The organism is Brevibacterium sp. HMSC22B09 (assembly GCF_001806795.1).
Lineage (GTDB): Bacteria > Actinomycetota > Actinomycetes > Actinomycetales > Brevibacteriaceae > Brevibacterium > Brevibacterium ravenspurgense.
The window spans coordinates 1-20,856 of the sequence record NZ_KV786002.1; the positions used below are offsets into that span (position 1 = coordinate 1).

The 20,856-nt window shown below is 62.1% G+C and carries 20 protein-coding genes and 3 tRNA genes; 11 read left to right on the forward strand and 12 right to left on the reverse strand.

What is annotated here, in order from left to right; all coding sequences use genetic code 11:
* Positions 1-75 precede the first annotated feature (75 nt).
* From HMPREF3087_RS02015 to HMPREF3087_RS02035, 5 genes are read left to right on the forward strand one after another with little or no spacing between them, the layout of a single operon-like run.
* Entirely contained in the window at positions 76-870 is a 795-nt protein-coding gene (locus HMPREF3087_RS02015) for an amino acid ABC transporter permease (RefSeq protein WP_070427871.1), read from the forward strand.
* A gap of 1 nt (position 871) precedes the next feature.
* Positions 872-1,645, forward strand: a complete 774-nt coding sequence (locus HMPREF3087_RS02020; RefSeq protein ID WP_070427901.1) for an amino acid ABC transporter ATP-binding protein — start codon at positions 872-874, stop codon at positions 1,643-1,645.
* Positions 1,646-1,671: 26 nt separating this feature from the next.
* Positions 1,672-3,348, forward strand: a complete 1,677-nt coding sequence (locus HMPREF3087_RS02025) for an amidohydrolase (protein ID WP_070427872.1) — start codon at positions 1,672-1,674, stop codon at positions 3,346-3,348.
* 28 nt (positions 3,349-3,376) lie between these two features.
* Positions 3,377-4,612, forward strand: a complete 1,236-nt coding sequence (locus HMPREF3087_RS02030; RefSeq protein WP_083271983.1) for a M20 family metallo-hydrolase — start codon at positions 3,377-3,379, stop codon at positions 4,610-4,612.
* Between the two features lie 2 nt (positions 4,613-4,614).
* A complete protein-coding gene (locus tag HMPREF3087_RS02035) occupies positions 4,615-5,286 on the forward strand; it encodes a YigZ family protein (protein ID WP_083271984.1) in 672 nt (223 codons plus the stop codon).
* A 45-nt stretch (positions 5,287-5,331) separates the two neighbouring features.
* Here the strand turns inward: HMPREF3087_RS02035 and ybaK are convergent, their stop codons facing one another.
* The 3 genes from ybaK to HMPREF3087_RS02050 form a co-directional block, all read right to left on the reverse strand.
* Positions 5,332-5,820 carry a Cys-tRNA(Pro) deacylase gene (gene ybaK, locus HMPREF3087_RS02040; protein WP_070427874.1) on the reverse strand — a complete coding sequence of 163 codons (489 nt, stop codon included), beginning with the start codon at positions 5,818-5,820 and terminating at the stop codon, positions 5,332-5,334.
* A gap of 194 nt (positions 5,821-6,014) precedes the next feature.
* Entirely contained in the window at positions 6,015-6,389 is a 375-nt protein-coding gene (gene trxA / locus HMPREF3087_RS02045) for a thioredoxin (protein ID WP_061941625.1), read from the reverse strand.
* 116 nt (positions 6,390-6,505) lie between these two features.
* Positions 6,506-6,859 carry a metallopeptidase family protein gene (locus HMPREF3087_RS02050; protein WP_070427875.1) on the reverse strand — a complete coding sequence of 118 codons (354 nt, stop codon included), beginning with the start codon at positions 6,857-6,859 and terminating at the stop codon, positions 6,506-6,508.
* A 177-nt stretch (positions 6,860-7,036) separates the two neighbouring features.
* Here HMPREF3087_RS02050 and HMPREF3087_RS02055 point away from each other — a divergent pair.
* The 4 genes from HMPREF3087_RS02055 to HMPREF3087_RS02070 all read left to right on the forward strand — a co-directional run bounded on the left by HMPREF3087_RS02055 (position 7,037) and on the right by HMPREF3087_RS02070 (position 8,979).
* Positions 7,037-7,109: transfer RNA gene (locus tag HMPREF3087_RS02055), tRNA-Glu, on the forward strand.
* 32 nt (positions 7,110-7,141) lie between these two features.
* Positions 7,142-7,215, forward strand: a tRNA-Asp gene (locus tag HMPREF3087_RS02060).
* A 62-nt stretch (positions 7,216-7,277) separates the two neighbouring features.
* Positions 7,278-7,350: transfer RNA gene (locus tag HMPREF3087_RS02065), tRNA-Phe, on the forward strand.
* A 279-nt stretch (positions 7,351-7,629) separates the two neighbouring features.
* Positions 7,630-8,979, forward strand: coding sequence for a sodium/glutamate symporter (locus HMPREF3087_RS02070; protein ID WP_061941622.1), 1,350 nt, complete (start codon positions 7,630-7,632; stop codon positions 8,977-8,979).
* Positions 8,980-9,016: 37 nt separating this feature from the next.
* Here the strand turns inward: HMPREF3087_RS02070 and HMPREF3087_RS02075 are convergent, their stop codons facing one another.
* A complete protein-coding gene (locus HMPREF3087_RS02075) occupies positions 9,017-9,688 on the reverse strand; it encodes a response regulator transcription factor (protein WP_019175868.1) in 672 nt (223 codons plus the stop codon).
* 25 nt (positions 9,689-9,713) lie between these two features.
* Positions 9,714-11,033 (reverse strand): sensor histidine kinase, encoded by a 1,320-nt coding sequence (locus HMPREF3087_RS02080; RefSeq protein WP_176744994.1) that lies wholly within the window; start codon positions 11,031-11,033, stop codon positions 9,714-9,716.
* Positions 11,034-11,191: 158 nt separating this feature from the next.
* Here HMPREF3087_RS02080 and HMPREF3087_RS02085 point away from each other — a divergent pair, with 158 nt between their 5' ends.
* Positions 11,192-11,896 carry an Ltp family lipoprotein gene (locus HMPREF3087_RS02085; protein ID WP_218078843.1) on the forward strand — a complete coding sequence of 235 codons (705 nt, stop codon included), beginning with the start codon at positions 11,192-11,194 and terminating at the stop codon, positions 11,894-11,896.
* A 67-nt stretch (positions 11,897-11,963) separates the two neighbouring features.
* On the opposite strand, the gene HMPREF3087_RS02090 is transcribed toward HMPREF3087_RS02085, so the two are convergent.
* The 5 genes from HMPREF3087_RS02090 to HMPREF3087_RS02115 form a co-directional block, all read right to left on the reverse strand.
* Complete coding sequence (locus tag HMPREF3087_RS02090) at positions 11,964-12,869, reverse strand: uroporphyrinogen decarboxylase/cobalamine-independent methonine synthase family protein (protein WP_070427877.1); 906 nt, start codon at positions 12,867-12,869, stop codon at positions 11,964-11,966.
* On the reverse strand, positions 12,870-14,021 hold the full coding sequence (locus tag HMPREF3087_RS02095; RefSeq protein ID WP_256173013.1) for a magnesium and cobalt transport protein CorA: 1,152 nt from the start codon (positions 14,019-14,021) through the stop codon (positions 12,870-12,872).
* Between the two features lie 17 nt (positions 14,022-14,038).
* The gene (locus tag HMPREF3087_RS02100; RefSeq protein WP_176744995.1) at positions 14,039-15,739 is read right to left on the reverse strand and encodes an OmpA family protein; all 1,701 of its coding nucleotides are present in this window, start codon (positions 15,737-15,739) and stop codon (positions 14,039-14,041) included.
* Positions 15,740-16,198: 459 nt separating this feature from the next.
* Positions 16,199-16,690, reverse strand: coding sequence for a hypothetical protein (locus tag HMPREF3087_RS02110; RefSeq protein WP_070427880.1), 492 nt, complete (start codon positions 16,688-16,690; stop codon positions 16,199-16,201).
* A 157-nt stretch (positions 16,691-16,847) separates the two neighbouring features.
* Positions 16,848-17,666, reverse strand: a complete 819-nt coding sequence (locus HMPREF3087_RS02115; RefSeq protein WP_070427881.1) for a DUF8083 family protein — start codon at positions 17,664-17,666, stop codon at positions 16,848-16,850.
* 163 nt (positions 17,667-17,829) lie between these two features.
* On the opposite strand from HMPREF3087_RS02115, the gene HMPREF3087_RS02120 reads away from it, so the two are divergent.
* Complete coding sequence (locus HMPREF3087_RS02120; protein WP_019175876.1) at positions 17,830-18,030, forward strand: DUF3073 domain-containing protein; 201 nt, start codon at positions 17,830-17,832, stop codon at positions 18,028-18,030.
* Positions 18,031-18,161: 131 nt separating this feature from the next.
* On the opposite strand, the gene purM is transcribed toward HMPREF3087_RS02120, so the two are convergent.
* Together purM and purF are read right to left on the reverse strand one after the other, a co-directional pair.
* On the reverse strand, positions 18,162-19,334 hold the full coding sequence (gene purM / locus HMPREF3087_RS02125) for a phosphoribosylformylglycinamidine cyclo-ligase (protein WP_256173014.1): 1,173 nt from the start codon (positions 19,332-19,334) through the stop codon (positions 18,162-18,164).
* 1 nt (position 19,335) lies between these two features.
* Positions 19,336-20,847 carry an amidophosphoribosyltransferase gene (gene purF, locus HMPREF3087_RS02130; protein WP_070427882.1) on the reverse strand — a complete coding sequence of 504 codons (1,512 nt, stop codon included), beginning with the start codon at positions 20,845-20,847 and terminating at the stop codon, positions 19,336-19,338.
* Between the last annotated feature and the right edge of the window lie 9 nt (positions 20,848-20,856).

A 20,856-nucleotide genomic window follows, 5' to 3' on the forward strand; every position in this document is an offset into this window, starting at 1 on the left:
GGTGCCGCTCACCACGGGTGAGCGGCACCCTTTACCGAGCAGATTCCCCTCTTCCATCCCTGACCAGGAGGCACCGTGGCTCTGAGCATGAAGCAGCGCCGGCGCACATCCCTGACGATCCAGTACGCGATCTTCTTCATCGTTGTCATCATTCTGGCCGTCACAATCGACTGGCCGAATATCGTCGACAAGTTCTTCAACTTCCGGATCATGGCCCAGCAGTTCCCGGAAGTGATCACCACCGCGCTTAAGAACACGATCATCTACACGGCCCTGGGCTTTGTGTTCGCCATGGCGCTGGGCATCCTGCTGGCGCTCATGAAGCTGTCCTCGGTAGGCCCGTACCGCTGGGTCGCAACGGCGTACATCGAATTCTTCCGCGGCGTCCCCGCACTTCTTGTATTCCTCGCCTTCGGATTCGGCATCCCGACCGCATTCAAGGTCAACCTCGACAACTACCTCACGGTCATGCTGGCGCTGGGAATTGTCGGTTCGGCCTACATTGCCGAAACTCTGCGTGCCGGCCTGCAGGCCGTGCCGAAGGGGCAATACGAGGCGGCGCGTTCGCTGGGCATGAGCCACTCCCGGGCCATGATCTCGGTGGTCATCCCGCAGGCCTTCAAGATCATCCTGCCGCCGCTGACCAACGAAATCATCATCATGACGAAGGACTCGTCGCTTATCTACCTGCTGGGCCTGCTGCCCAGCCAGTTCGAACTGGCGCTGTTCGGCAAGAATGCAATCGCCGCACCGGAAGCCGGCCTGACGCCGCTTGTGATCGCGGGTGCCTGCTACCTCGTCATCACACTGCCCCTGGGCTGGCTGGCCCGCAAGTTCGAATCCCGCCAGCAGAAAGCGAATGGAGCCTGACATGACTGCTGAACAGACCGCAGCCGTCACACCGGCTGTCAAAATCACCGATCTGCACAAGTCCTACGGCGACGTCGAAGTCCTCAAGGGCATCAACGTCGAGGTTCTGCCCGGCGAGGTCGTCTGCCTCATTGGGCCATCTGGTTCGGGCAAGTCGACTCTTCTGCGCTGCATCAACGTACTCGAGCAGTCCAACAGCGGCACCATCGAGGTTGCGGGCTTCACCGCCACGGACCCCGACACCGACCTCAACGTCATGCGTCAGCACGTGGGCATGGTGTTCCAGAGCTTCAACCTGTTCTCCCACAAGACGGTTCTGGAGAACTGCACGATCGCGCAGATCCGGGTTGCCAAGCGCGCCCCTGAAGAAGCGAAGAAGATCGCTCTGGAGAACCTCAAGATCGTCGGCCTGGACCACCTTGCAGATCGCTACCCCGACCAGCTGTCCGGCGGTCAGCAGCAGCGTGTGGCAATCGCGCGTGCGCTGTGCATGAATCCCGACCTCATGCTGTTCGACGAACCGACCTCGGCGCTCGACCCCGAAACCGTCGGCGACGTTCTGCACGCCATGCGCCGCTTGGCAAGCCAGGGCATGACGATGGTCGTGGTCACCCACGAAATGAACTTCGCGAGCGAAGTCGCCGACAAGGTCGTCTTCATGGACGGCGGGGTCGTCGTCGAAATGGGTCCGCCGGAGGACGTCATCGGCAACCCGCAGCACAAGCGCACGCAGAGCTTCCTCAAGCGCGTTCTCGACCCTGACCACATGGAATAGGAAACCGTCCGACGTAGTATCGAAGCATGCGCCTTGATCTGAGAATCGACAATGCCAATATTCTGACGATGGAGCCCGCCGGCGACGCCGACCCCTACGGCACGCGCGCTCGGCTGGGCTCCATCGGCGTCATCGGGGACAGGATTGTGGCAGTGGGCGACGAAGCCCACGACGCCGCAGCCGATCGCGTTCTCGACGCCGACGGACGCTTCCTCGCCCCGGGCTTCAACGACGTCCACTGCCACACCGCCTGGTACGGCATGACCCTGTTGGACGTCAGCGTTGAAAAACTCGGCACGATGGACGCCGTGTACGCGGCACTCGAAGCCTCCGCAAAGGAAAAGGCTCCCGGCGAATGGGTGACCGCCACCGGCTTTTCGCAGAACGACTACGACGGTCAGTACCCGGACATTCAGGTACTCGACCGGATTGCGGACGGCCGCCCCATGTTCATCCGCCAGGTGTCCGGCCACGCTGCCATCGCCAACACGGAAGCGCTCGAACGCGCAGGTGTTTTCCGCGATGATTTCGAAACTCCCGAGGGCGGCAAGATTGTCCGCGACGAGCACGGCAAGCCCACCGGACTCATTGAAGAAACAGCGCAGGCCCTCGTGCAGGACCTCATCCGCCCCTATTCGCGATCGCTTCTGGTTGATGCGATTGATGCGGCCACTGAGTCGTATGCCCAGCAGGGGTTGACCAGCTTCGGTGATGCGGGCATTGCCGCCGGCTGGATCGGGCACTCTCCCACCGAGCTCGGCGCCTACCAGGAAGCCCGGCAGAACGGCCGCCTGCACGCGCGCGGCCAGCTCATGCCGATGGCCGATGCTCTGCGCCCCCTGCACGCTCACGACGACGATCAGAACGGGCTGGGGCTTGACCTGGGCGTCGTCAGCGGCTTCGGCGATCCCATGCTCCGCCTGGGCCCGATCAAGATCTTCATGGACGGCGCTATGAGCTCTGAGACCGCCGCCATGTATGAAAACTACGAGGGCTCAGACACGCCCGGTTACTTCCAGGACGACCCCGAGGTGCTGCGCGCCCGGATCCTCGACACCTACCGGGCCGGGTGGTCGCTGGCGGTGCACGCGATCGGCGACAAGGCCGTCGCGAAGGCCATCGAATTCATCTGCGAAGCCCAGGACACCTACGGCTTCCCCGCCCAGCGTCAGCCGGGACACACGATTCCCAATCGCATTGAACACGCTGCCATGGTCAGCGACTCCCAGCTGAAGACCCTGCGCGACTACGGCATTGTGGTCACTCCGCAGGCGGCTTTTGCCGATGCGATCGGTGATGCTCAGAACGCGTCCCTGGGCGAGGCCCGCCGACCCTTGCTCTACCGGGCCAAGGCTTTCTTCGACGCCGGGGTGCTCCTTCCCGGCTCATCCGACCGCCCGTGCGCTGATGGCACGCCCCTGCGCGGCATCCAGGCATTTGTTGACCGCCGCACCCGCTCCGGCGATGTCATGGGCTCGGCTGATGAGTGTCTCACTCCCCAGCAGGCGCTGGCCGCATACACCTCGATCGCGGCGGAAGCCTCCGGCGACCTCGCCGACAAGGGAACACTCAGCCGCGGCAAACTGGCCGACATCGTCTTCCTCGACGAAAACCCGGTTGCGGTTGACCCCACCACGATCAAAGACATCAACGTTGCGGCCACCATGCTCGGCGGCCGCTTCACACACGGAAATCTCGACTGACCCCGTCCACAGCATGAAAGGAGCTGCAGTGTCCACAGACGCGCACGCCCAGGAATTCCTCACAGACTTCGCCACCATGAGCAGCTTCGGGCAGACCGCCCGCGGCGGTGTGGACCGAGAGGCAATGACCGAAGCCGACGTCGACCAGCGCAACTGGCTTGGCGGCTGGCTGGAAGAGCGCGGCTTCAGCGTTGAAGTCGACAGGGTCGGAAACCAGTTCGGCCTGTACCGCTTCACCCCTGATGCGCCGTTCGTCCTGTTCGGTTCGCACATGGACTCCCAGCCGACCGCCGGTCGCTTCGACGGCGCCTACGGTGTGCTTGCGGCAGCGCACGCCGCCCACCGCGTGATCGAAGCCCACAAGGCTGCCGGAACCACCCCGAAGTACAACATCGGCGTGGTCAACTGGTTCAACGAAGAAGGCTCGCGCTTCGAACCTTCGATGATGGGCTCGGGCGTCTACACCGGCAAACTCGACGCCGACACCGTGCTCAAAACAGAAGACCTCGACGGAACGTCAGTCGAAGATGCCCTGCGCGCCGGCGGCTACCTCGGTACGGGCGACGGTCCGGAGGCCGCCGCCTACGGTGAGATCCACGTGGAGCAGGGGCGCCTCATGGAGGACGCCGGCAAGCAGATCGGACTTGTGGAGGCCACGTGGGCCGCGCACAAGTACCACCTGATCGTCCACGGCGAGCAGGCCCACACCGGCTCAACTGTCATTGCCGACCGCCACGATGCCCTGCTGGGCGCGTCGCACCTGGTGATTGCGGCACGCGAAATCGCCGTTGAGTTCGGCATCCACTCCTCGGTCGGGCAGATGGTCGTCCTGCCGAACTCGCCGGTCGTGGTGCCCAGCGAGGTGCGCATGCACATGGACTTCCGCTCCCCCAGCCAGGAAAAGGTCGAACAGGCCGATGCCAAGCTCAAGGAGCGCATCAAACAGATCGAAGAGACCGCAGCGGTCCGCATTGAAGAGGGCACGGCGCACGCTTGGGATAAGCAGGCCTACCACGAATCCGGTGTCGAGCTCAGCCGTCAGGCAGCCGAAGACCTGGGCCTGTCGCACATGAACATCATGACCGTCGCCGGCCACGACTCAACGAACATGAAGGACATCGTGCCGACCGTCATGCTGTTCGTGCCCTCCGTTGAGGGCGTCAGCCACAATGAAGAGGAGTTCACCACCGACGAAGACATGGTCGCCGGTGTCGAACACTTCACCGAGGTTGTCCGTCGCATGGCCGACGGGGCTCTCGACTGAGCGTGAACGCTGAAGACTCTGCCGCACAGCTGCGGGAGGCTCTCGCGGAATTCCCCGTGGAAGCCTTCCGCACTGTTGCGGGTGCCGGCGAGGCGACGCTGGAGATCAAAAAGTCCGAGTTCATCGGCGTCATCGCCCCGGCAGCCACGGAAGAAGAGGCCCGGCGGATCATCGACGAACAGAAGCAGCTGCACCCGAAAGCCCGCCACTGGTGCACCGCCTACGTGCTGGGCCCGGACGCTCGCACGCAGCGCTCTAACGACGACGGCGAACCTGCGGGAACCGCGGGAGCACCGATCCTCGATGTTCTGAGCGGCAGCGGCCTGACGGATGTTGTTGCAGTTGTGACCCGCTATTTCGGCGGGGTTCTGCTGGGAGCGGGCGGGCTTGTCCGCGCATACGGTTCTGCCGCCTCTGAAGCTCTTGCGCAGGCAAAGATCATCACCCGCAGTCTCATTGTCCCGGTCAGCGCACGCTTGGACTATTCAACGGCAGACACCGTGCGAGCACGCGCAGAGCAGCGCGGGTGGAAGATCATCGATGCCGAATACGCAGCGGATGTCACGATGCACGCGGGAGTTCCTGCGGACGATGTCGATGACTACGCGCGCATGCTGGCTGATATCAGCGCCGGTTCTGCACAGCCGATCATGGGCACACCCCGCTACGTGTAGCGGACGGCGGGGCTGGGCCTAAAAGAAGCCGGCCCAGGATTTCATTCAGTCGAGGGTCGCGATCCGACCGACTTTGGCCTGGGTGAGCGACACGATGTCTTCGGGCTGCATTTCCACCTGCAGGCCGCGTTTGCCCGCAGAGACGAAAACCGTCGCATAATCGGAGATTGTCCTGTCGGCAATGACGGGGTGCTGACGGCGCTGCCCGAACGGGCTCACTCCCCCGGTTGTGAACCCGGTGCGGCGTTCAGTTTCCGCCACTCCCGCCAGCTGGGCTTTGCGACCGCCGGCTGCACTCGCCGCGGCTTTTAGGTCGAGCTGTCCCGATACCGGCACCAGTGCGATCACCGGTTTCCCGTCGACGAGGATCATCAGGGTTTTGAAGACTCTGCCGTATTCGACTCCCAGTTTGTCCGCCGCTTCTGTTCCGTAGCGGCGTGCCGCCGGATCGTGCTCGAATTCGTGCAGGGAGTAGGAAACTCCCTTGACGTTGAGCACTTTGAGTGCGGTTGTCGATGCGGTCTGGGTCTTCACGCGTCTTCCTCCTGCACGGCGGGCGTGCGGGCTCTTATCCGTTTGGTCTGCCGTCCACCATATGAAAACCCGCTCCCTCGTACCAATTCGCGATGATTCGCTCACTCCCGCTCCCCCTTGCCGACAAACGCACGAGGTGGTGCGCACTCGGGTGCGCACCACCTCGTGAGCGGTGTGTATGGGAGGTGTCTGCGTCAGTTCTGCTCTTCTGCTTCGGCTTCTGCAATGGTGCGGCGGACTTCGTCCATGTCGAGGTCTTTGACCTGGCCGATGAGGTCGTCAAGGGCCGAACCGGGCAGGGCACCGGCCTGGCGGAACACGAGCACTCCGTCGCGGAAGGCCATGAGCGTGGGGATCGAGGTGATCCCGGCCTGCGCGGCCAGCTGCTGTTCTTCTTCCGTATTGACTTTTGCAAAGGTCACGTCGGAGTGCGTTTCCGAGGCTTTTTCGTAGACCGGCGCGAACTGGCGGCAGGGGCCGCACCAGGATGCCCAGAAGTCAAGAAGCACAATGCCGTCGGTCAGGACGGTCTCTTCGAACTTTTCTGCTGTCAGGTCGATGGTGGCCATGGCAGTCCTCCTTGTTGTAAGTCTCTGCTGCGGGTTTCTGCCTGCACAACGTACACACCGGGCCCGTTCATTCCAGGGTTGTTCCGGCCCACGCCAGTGGGCCCGAGCCGGGAAGTTCAGGCCCAGCCGAGTTCGTGCAGGCGATCGTCGTCGATTCCGAAGTGGTGGGCGATTTCGTGGATGACGGTGACGTAGATCTGGTCGCGCAGATCGTCGTCGTCCAAAGCAAAGTCGATGAGGTTGTTCTTATACAGGCTGATGGTGTCCGGCGGAACGAAGCCATAAGCCGAGTCGCGCTCTGTGAGCGCTATGCCCTCGTAGAGCCCCAGCAGGTCGGGTTCGTCTTCCGGGGCGTTGTCCTCGATGAAGATGACGACGTTGTCCATGGCTTCGCGCAGCTCATCCGGAAGGTCGCTGAGCGCAAGTTCGACAACCTCGTTGAACTCGTCGTCCGAAATGCTCTTCTCCACGCTTCCCTCCACGGTCCAGTCTAAGTCTGCACCGGGCGTCGGCCCAGGGCCGGGAAGACACGGATAAGCCACAGTGGCAAAGGTCACTCAGCAGATCTCCACTCGGTTTTGCATTCTCTCAGAGCGGCCTATATAGTTATCTCTGTTGCTCACCGCGAAAGCGGTTAGAAACACCAGGCCCCCATCGTCTAGCGGCCTAGGATTCCGCCCTTTCACGGCGGCGACACGGGTTCGAATCCCGTTGGGGGTACTCGAAACTTCAGTTTCGACCTAAAAGAATAAGGCCCTGTGGCGCAGTTGGTCAGCGCGCCGCCCTGTCACGGCGGAGGTCGCGGGTTCAAGTCCCGTCAGGGTCGCGGAGCACAAGGCTCTTCTGCTTCAGAAGAGCCTTTGTTCTATCAGCTGTCAGGCAGCTGATGGCTCTGTAGCTCAGTTGGTAGAGCGTTCGACTGAAAATCGAAAGGTCACCGGATCGACGCCGGTCGGAGCCACAACCACAAGAGGCCCTGCACCCCGCTTGGGGAGCAGGGCCTCTTGCCGTCCCCACCAAGATGAGATTCCGCAGCAAACAGGAGCGGCACCTCGTGCCCGCACCGAAGCCACCGGCTCGGTACGAGCACATCACATCGAGACCGTACCGAAATCCGAATTGAGTGCGAGTTTCACTGTGACACGTTAAACTTCCTGAGAGAACTCTGTGTTGCCAATCACTGCTCTGACTCCTGTTGCAGTTCGCAAAGACGCGGCAAACCTGAGCCGGAAGGAACCCAATGTCTGAATTCACTCCGTGGACTCTCCTCATAGATGCGGGAATGATCGGAGCCCTCCTCGCCGTCGGCGTGCTCTTGCGCGCAATCATGAAGTCACTCCAATCACTCCTCATTCCAGCGTCATTCATTGCCGGCTTCCTCGGCTTGGCGCTGGGACCCAACGGGTTCGGCCTGCTGCCGTTCTCCGAAGAACTGGGCACCTACGCCTCTGTGCTGATCGTCGTCGTCTTTGCGTGTCTGGCCATGTCCGATGACTTCGACTTCCGCAAGATCAAAGGCCCCATCGTGAGCTTCTCGGCATACGGAGTGCTCATCTACACCGCCCAGGTTGCGGTCGGCATTCTTGCCGTTGTTCTGCTTCTGGGTCCGCTTTTCGGCGCTGACCTGACAATCGGCACTCTGCTGTTCGCCGGCTGGGCCGGCGGTTTCGGCACTGCGGCCGCCCTCGGCGATGTGTACGCGAACGCCGGGCACGAAGAGCTCCGCTCCTTGGCCTTCACCTCGGCAACCGTCGGCCTGCTCGCGGGCATCATCGGCGGCATCATCCAAGCGAAGATCGGTGCGATGCGCGGTCACGTCAAGGAATTCGCAGGCATGGAGTCCATTCCGGAAGACATGCGCACCGGTGTGCTGACCGGCGAAGACCGCCGCGCGCCCATTGGCCAGCACCGCTTCTCCGGTTCGAGCATCGAGTCCCTGGGCTTCCAGGTGGGCATCATCCTCGCAATTGCAGGTGCTGCCTACGCCATAACGACCCTGCTGGGCAACTGGTTCCCCGCTGTCAGCTTCCCCACCTTCACGGTTGCCTTCCTGGTGGGCCTGCTCGTGCGCGGTCTGTTCAAGGCAACCCGCACCACCAAGTTCGTCGACCGTGACACACTCAGCTCGATTTCCGGTTCCGCCACCGACATTCTCGTCGTCTGCGGTATTGCCTCCATTCAGCTGCAGGCTGTCGCCGACAACCTCCTGGTGATGTCGATTCTGTTCGTCGTCGGCCTGTTGTTCTGCCTGGGTCTGGGTCTGCTCGTAGCTCCCCGCACCCTGCAGGACGGCTGGTTCGAAAAGCAGATCTTCACGTGGGGTTGGGGCACCGGTGCCGTCAACACGGCAATCGCTCTGCTGCGCATTGTCGACCCCAAGCTGAAATCTGGAACGCTGGAAGACTTCGCAATTGCCTACATTCCAGTGGTGCCGGCCGAAATCACGGCTGTGACGTTCGTTCCCGCACTTGCCATGGCGGGCCTGGCCTGGCCGATTCTCGGCATCTGGGGCGGTATTGCCGTTGCGGCCGCCGTCGTCTTGGTGATAGTCACCGTGCGCAACCGCTCAGCAACACCAGCCGCCGCATAGCTGAGCTCACTGCCGTATAACCGCTGGAACGCGCCCGTCACCGATGGTGACGGGCGCGTTCTACTAGAACGGCCGCCGAGGTGCGGCTTTCGCAGTCGAGTTTCAGCAGGACTCGATTGAGGTGGGTTTTCACGGTTGATTCGCCAACATACATCGCCGCGGCGATTTCGCTGTTCGTCAACCCGGCGTGCAGGTGAAGCGCAACTTCGCGCTCCTTCTCGGTCAGCGTGTTCATCTTTTCCCACGCGTCTTTCTGTGCCGCGCGGTCTGGGTTTTCAACCGCCATGGACATCAGCCGCCGCACAGCCTGCGGGGAAAACACAGGCTGACCCAGATGCGCTCGGCGAACGGTGTCAATAAGCTCTTCCGGCCCGATGTCTTTGAGCAGAAAGCCCACGGCACCGGCTTCCAGAGACTGCAGCAGATAGTTTTCGGTGTCAAAGCCGGTGAGCGCCAACACCGTGGGCGGCCGCAGTCCGTTGCGCAGGCTACGGATCGCCTCAACACCGCCGATTCCCGGCATCGACAAGTCCATGAGGACAACATCGGGGAAATGCTTATGCGCCTTCTCGATCGCATCTTCGCCTGAACGTGCGGCTGCAACAACCTCAATATCACCGGGGGTGCTGAGAATACGGTCAAGACCCGTGAGGACCATGGCATCGTCGTCGACGATCATCACGCGGATCGGGGCAGCTGCAGACGGCATGCTCACACTCTATTCGGAGAGGTTTTCACGCTTCCGCAGCGGGCGGCAAAAAGGCATCCACGACGAACTCCCCGTCATGCACACCTGCCTCGCAGCTGCCGCCGACAGCTTCCGCCCGTGTGCGCATTCCCTCAATCCCTGCACCAGAGCCCGTCGGTGCTAGGGAGTCAGCTACTGCCGCACGAACAGCGTCTTCACCACCGTGCACGTCGAGATCGACGACACCGCGGGCATTGCGCTGCTGACGCTCCCCGCCGACAGCCTCCGGCAGCGTGTTGACGATCCGCAGTCGCACCCCCTCGTGGGCGGCAGACCGAACGCTCAGCCTGATGGGCTGCCCGGGGGCGTGCTTCATGGCGTTTGTCAGCGATTCCTGCACAATCCGATATGCAGCAAGCCCCGTCACGCGGGGAAAACTGTCGACGGCGCGCAGAACCACGTACGGAAAGACTGACACTCCGGCTTGCGCCGCTGAATCGATGAGGGCCGGAATTCCATCGAGGCCGGCTTCCGCCACCGAGGCGGCAGCCGGTTGAATGTCAACTGTTCGGACGCCTTCGATGACTCCGCGCAGATCTTCCAGAGCCGCGTGAGCCTGCGAGCGCAGCGCCTGTGCGCTCTGCTTGGCTTTGGGGTCGTCTCCGACTTCCAGCGCCCCAGCGTGCAGGGACAGAACCGACAGACGATTAGAAAGTGTGTCGTGCAGTTCGCGGGCCAGTGCCTGACGCTCTGATTGGCGGGCGACTTCGGCTGCCAGCAGGGCATTTTTGTCGCCTTCGACTTCAGCGCGGCTTTCGGCCCTTTGGGCACGCCGCATTTGGCGCACGAGCATGCCGCCACCGACGCTGAAGAAGAGACCCAGCGCAGTTGCTGCGCATGTCAGGATGATGATTTCCGCTGCGCGCTCGTCACTGACGAAGACATACTCCGATGTGTCGAGCAGGATGACTCCAAAGGGAGAAGAACGCGGATCCCCCAGACTGAGCCTCAGCGCCCCAGCGACCGTCAGACCTCCGCCGATTACGGCGGTTATGACCGCAATACGCCGCGGGCTGCGGCTGACCAGATGAAACACTGCCACAAGCAGAAGCACACAGTCAGCCCAGCCCAGAGCCAGAAGAGCTCCGGCGATGAAGGGAACGAGCGGCGCTCGGCGGCGGAAAAACACCGTCAGCCAGAAGACAGCAGCCACCATGCTCGCCACAGCTGCCGTTTCTGTGGGCTGGCCGTCCCGGGTTGCAAACGGAGCCGCGGATGATGCGATGAGCGAGAACAACACGCCGACGGCAAAAAGCACGAAAGACACGGCAACGTTGAGCACCAGGGAAACAGAGCGGGAGAGCATAAGGGAATCGTAATCGCGCATCTGGGCTCAGGGGATCCGCCGCCCAGCCGGCACCCCTCATCCTTTTGGTCAGGCAATCCACCCGGATGGGCGATGTGCACACCAGGGCGTCGTTCTTACTGTGAGCTTCACTGGCAATCACACTCGAAGGAATCACCATGTCAATGAACACACCTCCGCCACACGGGCAGGCCGGACCATACGGGCAGGCTGGACCACAGGGGCCGACCGGTCCCTACGGGCAGGCCGGACCGCAGGGACCCCCGCCCAACGCGTATTCACAGCCTCCGATGCCAATGCCGATGCCGATGCCTCCGGCACAGAAACCACCGCGCAAGTCGATTTTCAAACGCTGGTGGTTCTGGCTGATTATCGGTTTTGTCGTCGTGGTCGGCATCATGGCCGCCGCATCAGACGATGGGCAGGCGGGCACTGACGCACCTGCGGAGCAGAGCCAGAGCTCGGCGGACAAACCGGAGAAGTCAGAAGACAAACCGAAGAAGGAAGCAGAGGAAAGCTCCGCAAAGGACGACGACAAAGCTGACGACCCGGACGTTTCCCGTGAGTTCAAGGCAGCTCTCGCCAGTGCACAGACCTACGCCGACACACTGCACATGAGCAAAAAGGGAATCTACGATCAGCTCGTGAGTGAACACGGTGAGAGTTTCCCGAAGGACGCGGCTCAATACGCAATCGACAATGTTGAAGCAGACTGGAAAGAGAATGCGCTGAAGACAGCGGAGAACTACCAGGACACGATGAACATGTCGCGAGATGCTATTCGCGAACAGCTCGTCAGCGAATACGGTGAGCAGTTCACCGAAGAAGAAGCTGACTACGCAATGGAACACCTGCCGGAATAATCATTCGTCAGCGTGACTCAGGGCAAAGCCCGGCGGATATTCCGCCGGGCTTTCACGCCCCTCTCCCCTATCCCATGAAGAGGCGGAGGACAGCTGCTCGTGCTTCTTCGGCTGTTCCTGCAACTGCGGTGCGGAACTGCGCGCCGACCTCAATCAGCGCAGCCGTTGCGGCCTCGGGGTCATCGCCCAGGTCGAGCACCGCTTTGGCCTCCTCGCACTGTTCGGCCGCTTCAGCGGTTTCAACGAGAACTGCCTCAACCGCGGTCCCGTGCGGGGCACCCACGGCGAAGATGCGCGGGCGGGCAGCATCCATCTCGAGATTCGCAATGATCTCCCACACCCGACCGGCAAGCTGCCCGACAGCGTCACCGGGCTGGCCGGGTTCACCGAACCGTTCGTCGATCTGCACCCACACGGTTCCATCGGCGGCCAACAGCCGCAGAACTTCGGAGTAAGCGGACGCGAGCACATCCACCCACCCCTGCCCGGCAGCGTCATCGGCAATCCCCGGAGCAAAAGCCCGGAGAACAGAGGCCGGACCGGCAAGCACCGGGCGGACATCGATGCCTTCTTCATCGTGCGCTTCAGCCCTCAGATCAAACAGCCGCCCCGGACGCACGGGCCCGACAACAGGCGCCGCGGCGCCACTCAGCCCCGCGGGCGCCTCAAGATCAAGTTCAGCCCGCAGGCTTACGTGGGAACTCGAACCGCCCACGAGCCCCAGCACAATCGCGGTCGAGACCAGCACCGAACCGTGGGCAAAGTCAGCTGGAATCGCGTGCGGTTCATACAGTCCGTCATCCGCCAGCTGGCGGTAGGCCGACAGCCGAGCTGCACGCATGTCGGATTCGTATTCTGCTTCGTCGATGTCGCCGGCACGAAGCGCTGCCACCCGATCATCCCGAATGTCGGCAAGGAGCTCCCGCGGAACAGACAGTGTCGTTGCGGCGGGAAAAGCACGAGCGAAGTCCACTTACATCCAGCCCTTTTTCTTGAACACCAGGTACAGAACCACGGCCAGTGCCACCATCGCGCCGATCGCCATGGGATAGCCCAGCGGCCAGCTGAGCTCCGGCATGTTTGTGAAGTTCATGCCGTAGATCGCACCGATTAGTGTGGGGGCAAAGAGAATAGCCGCCCAGCCGGAGATCTTCTTCATGTCGTCGTTCTGGCGCTGCGAAACAAGGGTCGAATTGACCTGCAGAATCTGGTTGAGCGCATCCCGCAGCTCGGAGATGTCCGGAATGACCGTCGCCAGGTTGTCAGACACGTCCTCCAGGTACGTCTGGAGCTCTTCGTCGTTTCCATAGCCGTGACGGGTGATGCCGATGAGCAGACGGCGGATCACGCCCATCATCGATGACGACGCCTGCTGCAGCTCAATGACCTCACGCGACAGGCGGTAGATGCGCTCGGCAACCGCCGGGTCACCGGAGAACACCTGACGCTCAATCTGCTCTTTGTCCAGTTCGAGTCCCCGCAGGACCCGCGGGTAATCGTCCACGAGCGAATCCAGCAGTGCGTGAATGACGGCCTCTGGGCCGTGCTCCAACAGGCTGTCCTGTTCGGACCAGCGCTCAATGAACTGAGCCGAACGGCTGTGCCACGCTTCCGCGGCCGCCTGATTCTGGCACAGGATCGCCACCTGATTGCCGCGCATAAGCACGTGGATTTCGCCGATGTCGATGTCTTCTTTTGAGTCGCGGTAGACAACCGAGTTGACCACGACGAACAGAACATCGCCGTAGCGTTCGACCTTGGCGCGCTGCTCTTTGGCCTCAAGGTCTTCCACCAACAGCGGGTGCAGGTCCCACACGTCCTCGAGTTCGCTCAGCTGTACCGGGGTGGGACGGTCAACGGCGAAGGTGACCACGCGGTCTTCATGCTTGTGCGCAAGCTTGTCGATCGCCGTGATCTCGTGCTCCATGTCGATCGAGCGCAGACCGAACTTGTCGAACGACACTCCCCGGATGTTGTGCCGCACGGGTGTGGGCGCAGCCGGTTTCTCGCGGCCGCGCCCCGCAACGCGGGGAAACAGAAGCCGGCGGCCGGGACTGGAGTTGTGAGCAGGAACCATGCCCTTATCTTCCCATGTTCCGGTGGCCGTCCCACCGAAGCGGAGCATGCCTCTGTGCGTGGGTTTCAATTCCGCTGTTCTTCGGCCTTCTGCTTCAGCTCGTCGAGGTCGAGCTCCCACTCCCCTGTTTCTGCGATGCGCAGCTTGAACTTGCCCTGCGGCAGGGAGTCCGTGGGGAACATGGCGTACAGCGGGGCAGGAGTGTTTCCCGCTGAAACGTTCGTCGGCGATGCAGAAGAGCACAGGCAGGAGTGGCCGCCGGCCTGAGCAGGCTTCACCACTTTGCCTTCATCGTCGACGAGGGCCATGTGATCTGCTGACGGCGAGCCGATCTGTCCGTAGGAGTTAAGACCGAACACCCTCTTGGAATCGCGAGGCTCGAGAAAGAACGTAATGCTGGCATCATCGGGATTCTGAGCAGCGAAGCCGAAGTCGAAGCGGGTGTACGGGCCGTCTTCTGAGATTCCGCGGATGTCCAAGCGGACGGGGCCAACTGCTGCACCCTCGACTTTGAGGACGGCAGACGCGAGTGCACCGTCGGCCGGCTCAGTCTTCTCCACTGCCGGAATCTTCTTCTCCGGCTGTCCTGTGGACACGCCGCCGCTGACAGATCCGTCCCTGAATTCGAAGCTCACACGGCGGTTCTTTGCCTGATTGGCCTTGATGTCCCCGCCCTTGGCATCGAAGTTCGGCGCTAAGGGCTCATCCGCACCTCGGCCTTCCGTCTTGAAGGTGATGTCTGCACCTTCGACCTTCGGATCAAGGTACTTCTTCACCGCATCTGCTCGGCGCTGGGAGAGCTTCTTGTTGTAGTCGGCACTGCCCTTCGCGTCAGTGTGGCCCACAAGCGCGATCTCCTGGCCCGACGCACCTTCCTTGAGCTTCTGTGCCGTTGAGTCGAGCACCTTTTTGCCCTTGGCATTGACGATGTCCTTATCGAAGTCGAAGAGAACATCGGCATCGATGTTGAGAGCTTCACCGCCCTCAAAGCGCGACAGCGACGAGTTCGGATCCATTTCAGTGGTGTTCACAAGCGGATCCACGTACCGCAGTGCCGATTCATCACCGTAATCAGCTGGCGGTTCATCGGAGAACTTCGCATTCTCATCGACCGCTTCTTTCACATAGGTCTTTCCCTCAGTCACCTGCACAGGGTCGGTGGGAGGAGTCCATGGTCCGGGCAACACACGTACGCTGTTGCCGCTGGGAGCGGGGAAATCGACCCAGAACAGCTCGACGGGCTTGTCTCGGTTCGCCGGTGTCTCTTCCGTCATGGACTGGTAGAGATTGCTGACGGGCTTGTCGAAGCGATCGCTCTTCTCAGTTTGCAGCGGCTTGATGAGAGTCCCAGAATCGACATCCCACAGCGTGATGCGCGGTTCCTTGTTCAGCACATCGACACCGCCGCCCAGCGACATAGAGCCGAGCGCTGGACCTTCCGCAGGCTGCAGCCACGCACCCACCAGACGAGCAGTATCGCCCTTCTTGTCTATCGACAGGACTTGAAACCGACCACGAGCCATGTAGTCCTTATTCTCTGCCTGCAGCTGAGGAACTTCGAGCACCATGTCTGCCAACGGCCGGCCAATAGCCGGGTCAGTCCAGAAGCCGTCGACCTTGACCAACTGACCGGGGCTGGCCGCGGGCATAGGAGATTCTTCAGAGCTCTGCCCCTCAGTGCCTCCTCCGCCCAGTGAGCAGCCCGTCAGCGCCAGTCCGCAGACTGCCGCCGCACTCGCCGCTGTTCGCAGTGCGCGGTTGATCATCGGTGATCTCCCTCGTGATCGTGTGCAAAGACTCAGAACACTATACATTTGGCGTGCGACACATAAATGAACGGAAAATCAGCGTCCCCGGTCAGCCCTGCGATTCATCCTTGAGCTTGTCGATGTCGATCTCCACAGCTCCCGATTCGGCAATCTGCAGGCGGACCTTCCCCTCAGGAATCTGCTTCGTGGCGAAGTAGGCATACATCGGTGCGGAAGTCTCTGCGGGAGCACCGTTGCCCAAGATCGAGGTCGCCGAACACAAGCACGCACGCTCTCTGGCACGGGCTGGCTTCAGCGCAGCTCCGGTGTCGCCGACCAAAGAGATATTGGTGGCCGTTGGTGCCATCGAGTTGCCGTGGTCATTGCGGCCGAACGCCTTCCGACCGTCGCGCGGCTCTAGGAAGAAAGTGGCGCGCGGCCCTCCTGCGAGGCGTAGCGTGCCTCTGCGCGCAGGCTTCAGATCACATACCAGTCGTAGGTTCCTGGTCCCGTCCGCTTGGCCTTCACCGGCACCGGCGGTTCAGCACGTCTGCTGACTGTCTGCCCCGTGGGGACATCGAGTCCTGGGATGAACGCCCCACCTGCTCCGAACGCCTTTTGGATCTTGATGTGGAAGCCGGCCATCCAGTCCTCCGGCGGTGTGAACACCACTGTCCTGCCTCCGTCGCGGACAGCAATTTCAAGACCCGCCTTCATTCGCGACCCTGGTTCGTCGGTGAACGGCGAGTGCTCCATCCGCAGATGAGCACCGATGACTTCACCGTCCAGGTCGAATCCGCGCGCCGAGCCTGCGGGTTTGGTTCCCTTGCGCAGCCCGATGACGCTGCGCATCATCAGCGCAATGACCACAATGAAGATGAGAGCACCGATCCACAGGATCGGAAACTCACCCAGCAGCCACAGAAACCCTGGAGCTTCGGCAGCTGACAGCTGTACCGAGTCGTCCATCTCTCATCCTTCCTTCACACCGCTACAACGATAGAAACAGCTGCGGTGCCAATCAAGAGTGCTGGGCCGAACGGAAGCGACGTCTTCAGTCCCTGGCGCTTGACTGCCATATAGCCCACCGCCACGACATCCGGCAGGGGCGGTTCAGTATCGCGCCTCAGCTTGAGCGCGAGAACAGACCCAGCTTCTCCCAGGCCTCCGTGTACAGGTTGAAAGCCGCGACCGCACTGTCGTAGTCATCCGAATCAAGCGCATCAACCCACGAATCGACGTAGTCCTGCGCCTGCACGGGATCGAGCACACCCGTCATTCCGCCCAGGTCGAGTTCAAGAACCGCATTCGGGTCAAAGGTCTCCAGCCACGTGCCGAACTGTGCCGCAGATTCGACAACGGCCCGCAGCCTGGACTTCTCGCGGATGACAGCCAGAGCCCAGTCCACGCGAGCAGAGGCAGCCACAATGTCCGTCCTGATGAAGGTGCGCTGGGAGCCGTCTTCCGCCTCGTCAGTTCTGATCCGGTCAGCATCAAGATCAAAAGCTAGCCACCACACCGGGGACACCTCCCAGGCGGCGGTGCGGGTGAACACCCGCTCATCAGGGTCGTCCTGCATCCACTCAACCCGTTTGGCGGCAGCGCGCCTGCGCGCCGACTTCGGCACGAGCATGTCGAGCTCATCGCGCGACACGTTCTCCGCCAAAGCCTCCACAGCGTGCCACGAGCGAATATCGTCCTGCACGGGACAGATCCGAGTGATCCCATCACCCCACTCTTCGGCAGTGAGGAAAATCGGGGTGCCCCGGTAGGAGTCTGCAACCGGGTCGGGAGGAAAGCTGATCAGCCGCGCATCAGCATCGGCGGCAACAAGCTCCTCGATCATGGAGCGGTTGTCCGACACCGGGTAGTCACCGAGTTCCGGATGCGCGTCAAGCGGTTCGAAAACCCGCAGACAAACCTGATACCTGCGCTCATAAGCCATACCGTCTACCCTAGCCGCACACGGGTCCCACGATCGTCTTATGGGCCGTCTCAAATGGCAAAGTGCATAGGGGTCCGATAGAATGACGCCGAACTGAAGCACGCAAACTCAAACCGGGGCCTATCTTGGGTGCCCTGGATCGACGAAGAGGGGGTCGACGCCTGTGGGTCGCGGCCGCGCTAAGGCAAAGCAGATCAAGGTAGCCCGGAAACTCAAGTACTACAGCCCCGAAACAGACCTTTCCGCTCTTCAGCGGGAGCTTTCCGGCAAATCAGGATCGGACGACTACGACCAGTACGACGACGATCCTGACTACTCCGAATACGCAGAGAAGTACGCAGACTACGATTCCGACGACGACTGACGGACTCTGAGTCTGCACAGACAGAGGGGGCAACCAGCTTGGCCTGGCTGCCCCCTCTGTCTGTTCTTGCTGGCCTGTTTCGGCTGCTGCCGAGGTGCCGCCCGGGTCAGGCGGCACCGGTCCGGGCCGTATCAGTCCAGGAGGATGGCCGCACCACCGTCAACGCCCTTGGCGCCGGTGACGTAATAGCTGTCAGATGAGTGCTCACCGTTGTCTTCGGCGACTTCACCCAGAACCCACGAACCGCTGAAGGAGCCCAGGACGTCGTCCACGCGGTCGGCATCGACGACGAGCACCATTCCCACACCCATGTTCCAGGTGCGCTCGCGGTCAGCCTGCGGCACACCGCCCAGGTCGCCCAGCACATTGAACACCGGGGGAACTTCCCACGTGCTGCGGCGCATGATGCCGATCGAGCCGGTCGGCAGGACGCGGGCCATGTTCGCGGACAGGCCGCCGCCGGTCACGTGCGACATGGCGTGCACGGCACCGGGCTGGTTGTCTAGAAGTTCGAGCAGCTGACCGGTGTAGACGCGGGTGGGCACCAGGAGTTCTTCGCCGAGGGTGCGGCCGAATTCGTCAACGCGCGAATGCAGGTCCCAGCCGGCGTCTTCGATGATGCGGCGCACGAGCGAGTATCCGTTGGAGTGCAGGCCGGAAGCGGGAAGGCCGATGAGGACATCGCCCGTCTGCACTTTCTGCGCGCCAAGCATGTCGGCGGCGTCAACGACTCCGGTTGCAGCACCGGCCACATCGTATTCGTCTTCACCCAGCAGACCCGGGTGTTCGGCGGTTTCGCCGCCGACTAGGGCAACATCGGCTTCGCGGCACGCTTCGGCAATGCCGCGGACGATGTCGGCGATCCGTTCGGGAACGAGTTTGCCGCAGGCAATGTAGTCGGTCATGAAAAGCGGCTTGGCACCGCCGACGATGATGTCGTCGACCACCATGCCCACGAGGTCCCAGCCGATCGTGTCGTGGATGTTCATCTGCTGGGCAATCGCAACCTTGGTGCCCACACCGTCAGTTGAGGATGCCAGCAGCGGACGTTCGTAGTCCTTGAGGAAAGAAGCGTCGAACATGCCGGCAAAGCCGCCGACGCCTCCGACGACGTTCGCGTTGTGGGTTGCCGACACGGCCGACTTCATGAGTTCGACCGCGCGGTCACCGGCCTCGACGTCAACACCGGCAGAAGCGTAGGTGGTTTCGGGCCGTTCGGTCAGGCGGTGGCCGTCTTCGTCCGCCCGGCCTGCGGAGGCAGCCGGTCCGTGCAGAGGGCCAGTCGCGGAATTGGGCGGAGTCATGTCAGCTGTCCTTTGTTCCAGATGTTCCAGAGAGTTCTTTGTCAGAAAGATCAGCTTCCGGCGGCACCGGAATCTTGTAGTCGCCGGAGAAGCAGGCCGTGCACAGCTCACTGCTGTTCTGCTCGGTTGCCTCGATCATGCCGTCCAGGCTGATGTAGCCGAGCGAATCTGCTCCGAGGGAGCGGCAGATCTCTTCCGTGTCGAGCCCGTTGGCAATGAGTTCGGCACGCGTGGCGAAGTCGATGCCGAAGAAGCACGGCCATTTGACCGGCGGTGCGGAGATGCGCACGTGGATTTCCTTGGCACCGGCTTCGCGGAGCATGCGGATGAGTGCACGCTGCGTGTTGCCGCGGACAATCGAATCGTCTACGACCACCAGGCGTTTGCCCTCGATGTTCTCCTTCACCGGGTTGAGTTTGAGGCGAATGCCCAGCTGGCGGATGGTCTGCGAGGGCTGGATGAAGGTCCGGCCGACGTAGGCGTTCTTCATGAGTCCCTGGCCGAACGGAATGCCGGATTCTTCTGCGTAGCCGACCGCGGCGGGCGTACCGGAATCCGGCGTGGCGATCACGAGGTCGGCGTCAACTGCGTGCTCACGGGCCAGGCGGCGGCCCATTTCGACGCGCGAACTGTGCACTGTCTTGCCGTTGATGACGCTGTCGGGGCGAGCCAGGTAGACATACTCGAAGACACAGCGAGCGGCTTTTTCTTCGGCAAAGCGGTGGCTGCGCAGGCCGTCTTCGTCGATTGCGATGAGTTCACCGGGCTGGATTTCGCGGACGAACGAAGCACCCACAATGTCGAGCGCAGCGGTTTCGGATGCCACAACCCAGCCGCGGTCGATTTTGCCCAGTGCCAGCGGACGCACACCGTGACGGTCGCGTGCGGCATACAGGGTGTTTTCGTCCATGAAGACGAGGCTGAAAGCGCCCTTGATCTGCGGCAGGAGGCCCAGTGCTGCATCCGTCAGGTTGTCGGCGTCAGAGGATGCGAGCAGTTCGGTGATGAGCGATGTGTCCGACGACGAATCACGGTGTGCGCGCGTGCGGCGGCGCTTCTGTTTGTGGGCCGCGACGACTTCGCGGTGCTTGTCCAGACGCTCGTCGGCGAGCGCCTGGAGTTCGTCGAAGTTCGTCAGGTTGCCGTTGTGGCACAGCGCGACGGATCCGTAGCCCGTGGGACCGAGCGTCGGCTGGGCGTTTTCCCAGGCGTGCGCGCCGGTTGTTGAGTAGCGGGTGTGCCCGATGGCCATGTGCCCCGGAAGGGTTTCGAGGTCGTTTTCGTCAAACACCTGGGAGACGAGTCCCATGTCGCGGAAAACGAGGATCTGCTCGCCGTTCGAGGCGGCGATGCCAGCTGATTGTGTCCCTCGGTGCTGCAGGGCGTAGAGGCCGAAATAGCAGAGCTTCGCCACTTCTTCGCCGGGCGCCCACACGCCGAAGACGCCGCATTCGTCTTGGCCTTTGTCGGCGGGGTCAACAACAGCTGTCAGGTGTCCATCTGCACGTGCCACGTTCGCTAT

Bases quoted from the DNA above. Each gene is read 5' to 3' on its own strand.
- HMPREF3087_RS02085 (WP_218078843.1), top strand. From the start codon at position 11,192: ATGTCAATGAACACACCTCCGCCACACGGGCAGGCCGGACCATACGGG.
- HMPREF3087_RS02075 (WP_019175868.1), bottom strand. From the start codon at position 9,688: ATGCCGTCTGCAGCTGCCCCGATCCGCGTGATGATCGTCGACGACGAT.
- HMPREF3087_RS02110 (WP_070427880.1), bottom strand. From the start codon at position 16,690: ATGGACGACTCGGTACAGCTGTCAGCTGCCGAAGCTCCAGGGTTTCTG.
- purM (WP_256173014.1), bottom strand. From the start codon at position 19,334: ATGACTCCGCCCAATTCCGCGACTGGCCCTCTGCACGGACCGGCTGCC.
- HMPREF3087_RS02080 (WP_176744994.1), bottom strand. From the start codon at position 11,033: ATGCTCTCCCGCTCTGTTTCCCTGGTGCTCAACGTTGCCGTGTCTTTC.
- HMPREF3087_RS02020 (WP_070427901.1), top strand. From the start codon at position 872: ATGACTGCTGAACAGACCGCAGCCGTCACACCGGCTGTCAAAATCACC.
- HMPREF3087_RS02100 (WP_176744995.1), bottom strand. From the start codon at position 15,739: ATGATCAACCGCGCACTGCGAACAGCGGCGAGTGCGGCGGCAGTCTGC.
- HMPREF3087_RS02070 (WP_061941622.1), top strand. From the start codon at position 7,630: ATGTCTGAATTCACTCCGTGGACTCTCCTCATAGATGCGGGAATGATC.
- HMPREF3087_RS02025 (WP_070427872.1), top strand. From the start codon at position 1,672: ATGCGCCTTGATCTGAGAATCGACAATGCCAATATTCTGACGATGGAG.
- HMPREF3087_RS02095 (WP_256173013.1), bottom strand. From the start codon at position 14,021: ATGCTCCGCTTCGGTGGGACGGCCACCGGAACATGGGAAGATAAGGGC.
- HMPREF3087_RS02115 (WP_070427881.1), bottom strand. From the start codon at position 17,666: ATGGCTTATGAGCGCAGGTATCAGGTTTGTCTGCGGGTTTTCGAACCG.
- trxA (WP_061941625.1), bottom strand. From the start codon at position 6,389: ATGGCCACCATCGACCTGACAGCAGAAAAGTTCGAAGAGACCGTCCTG.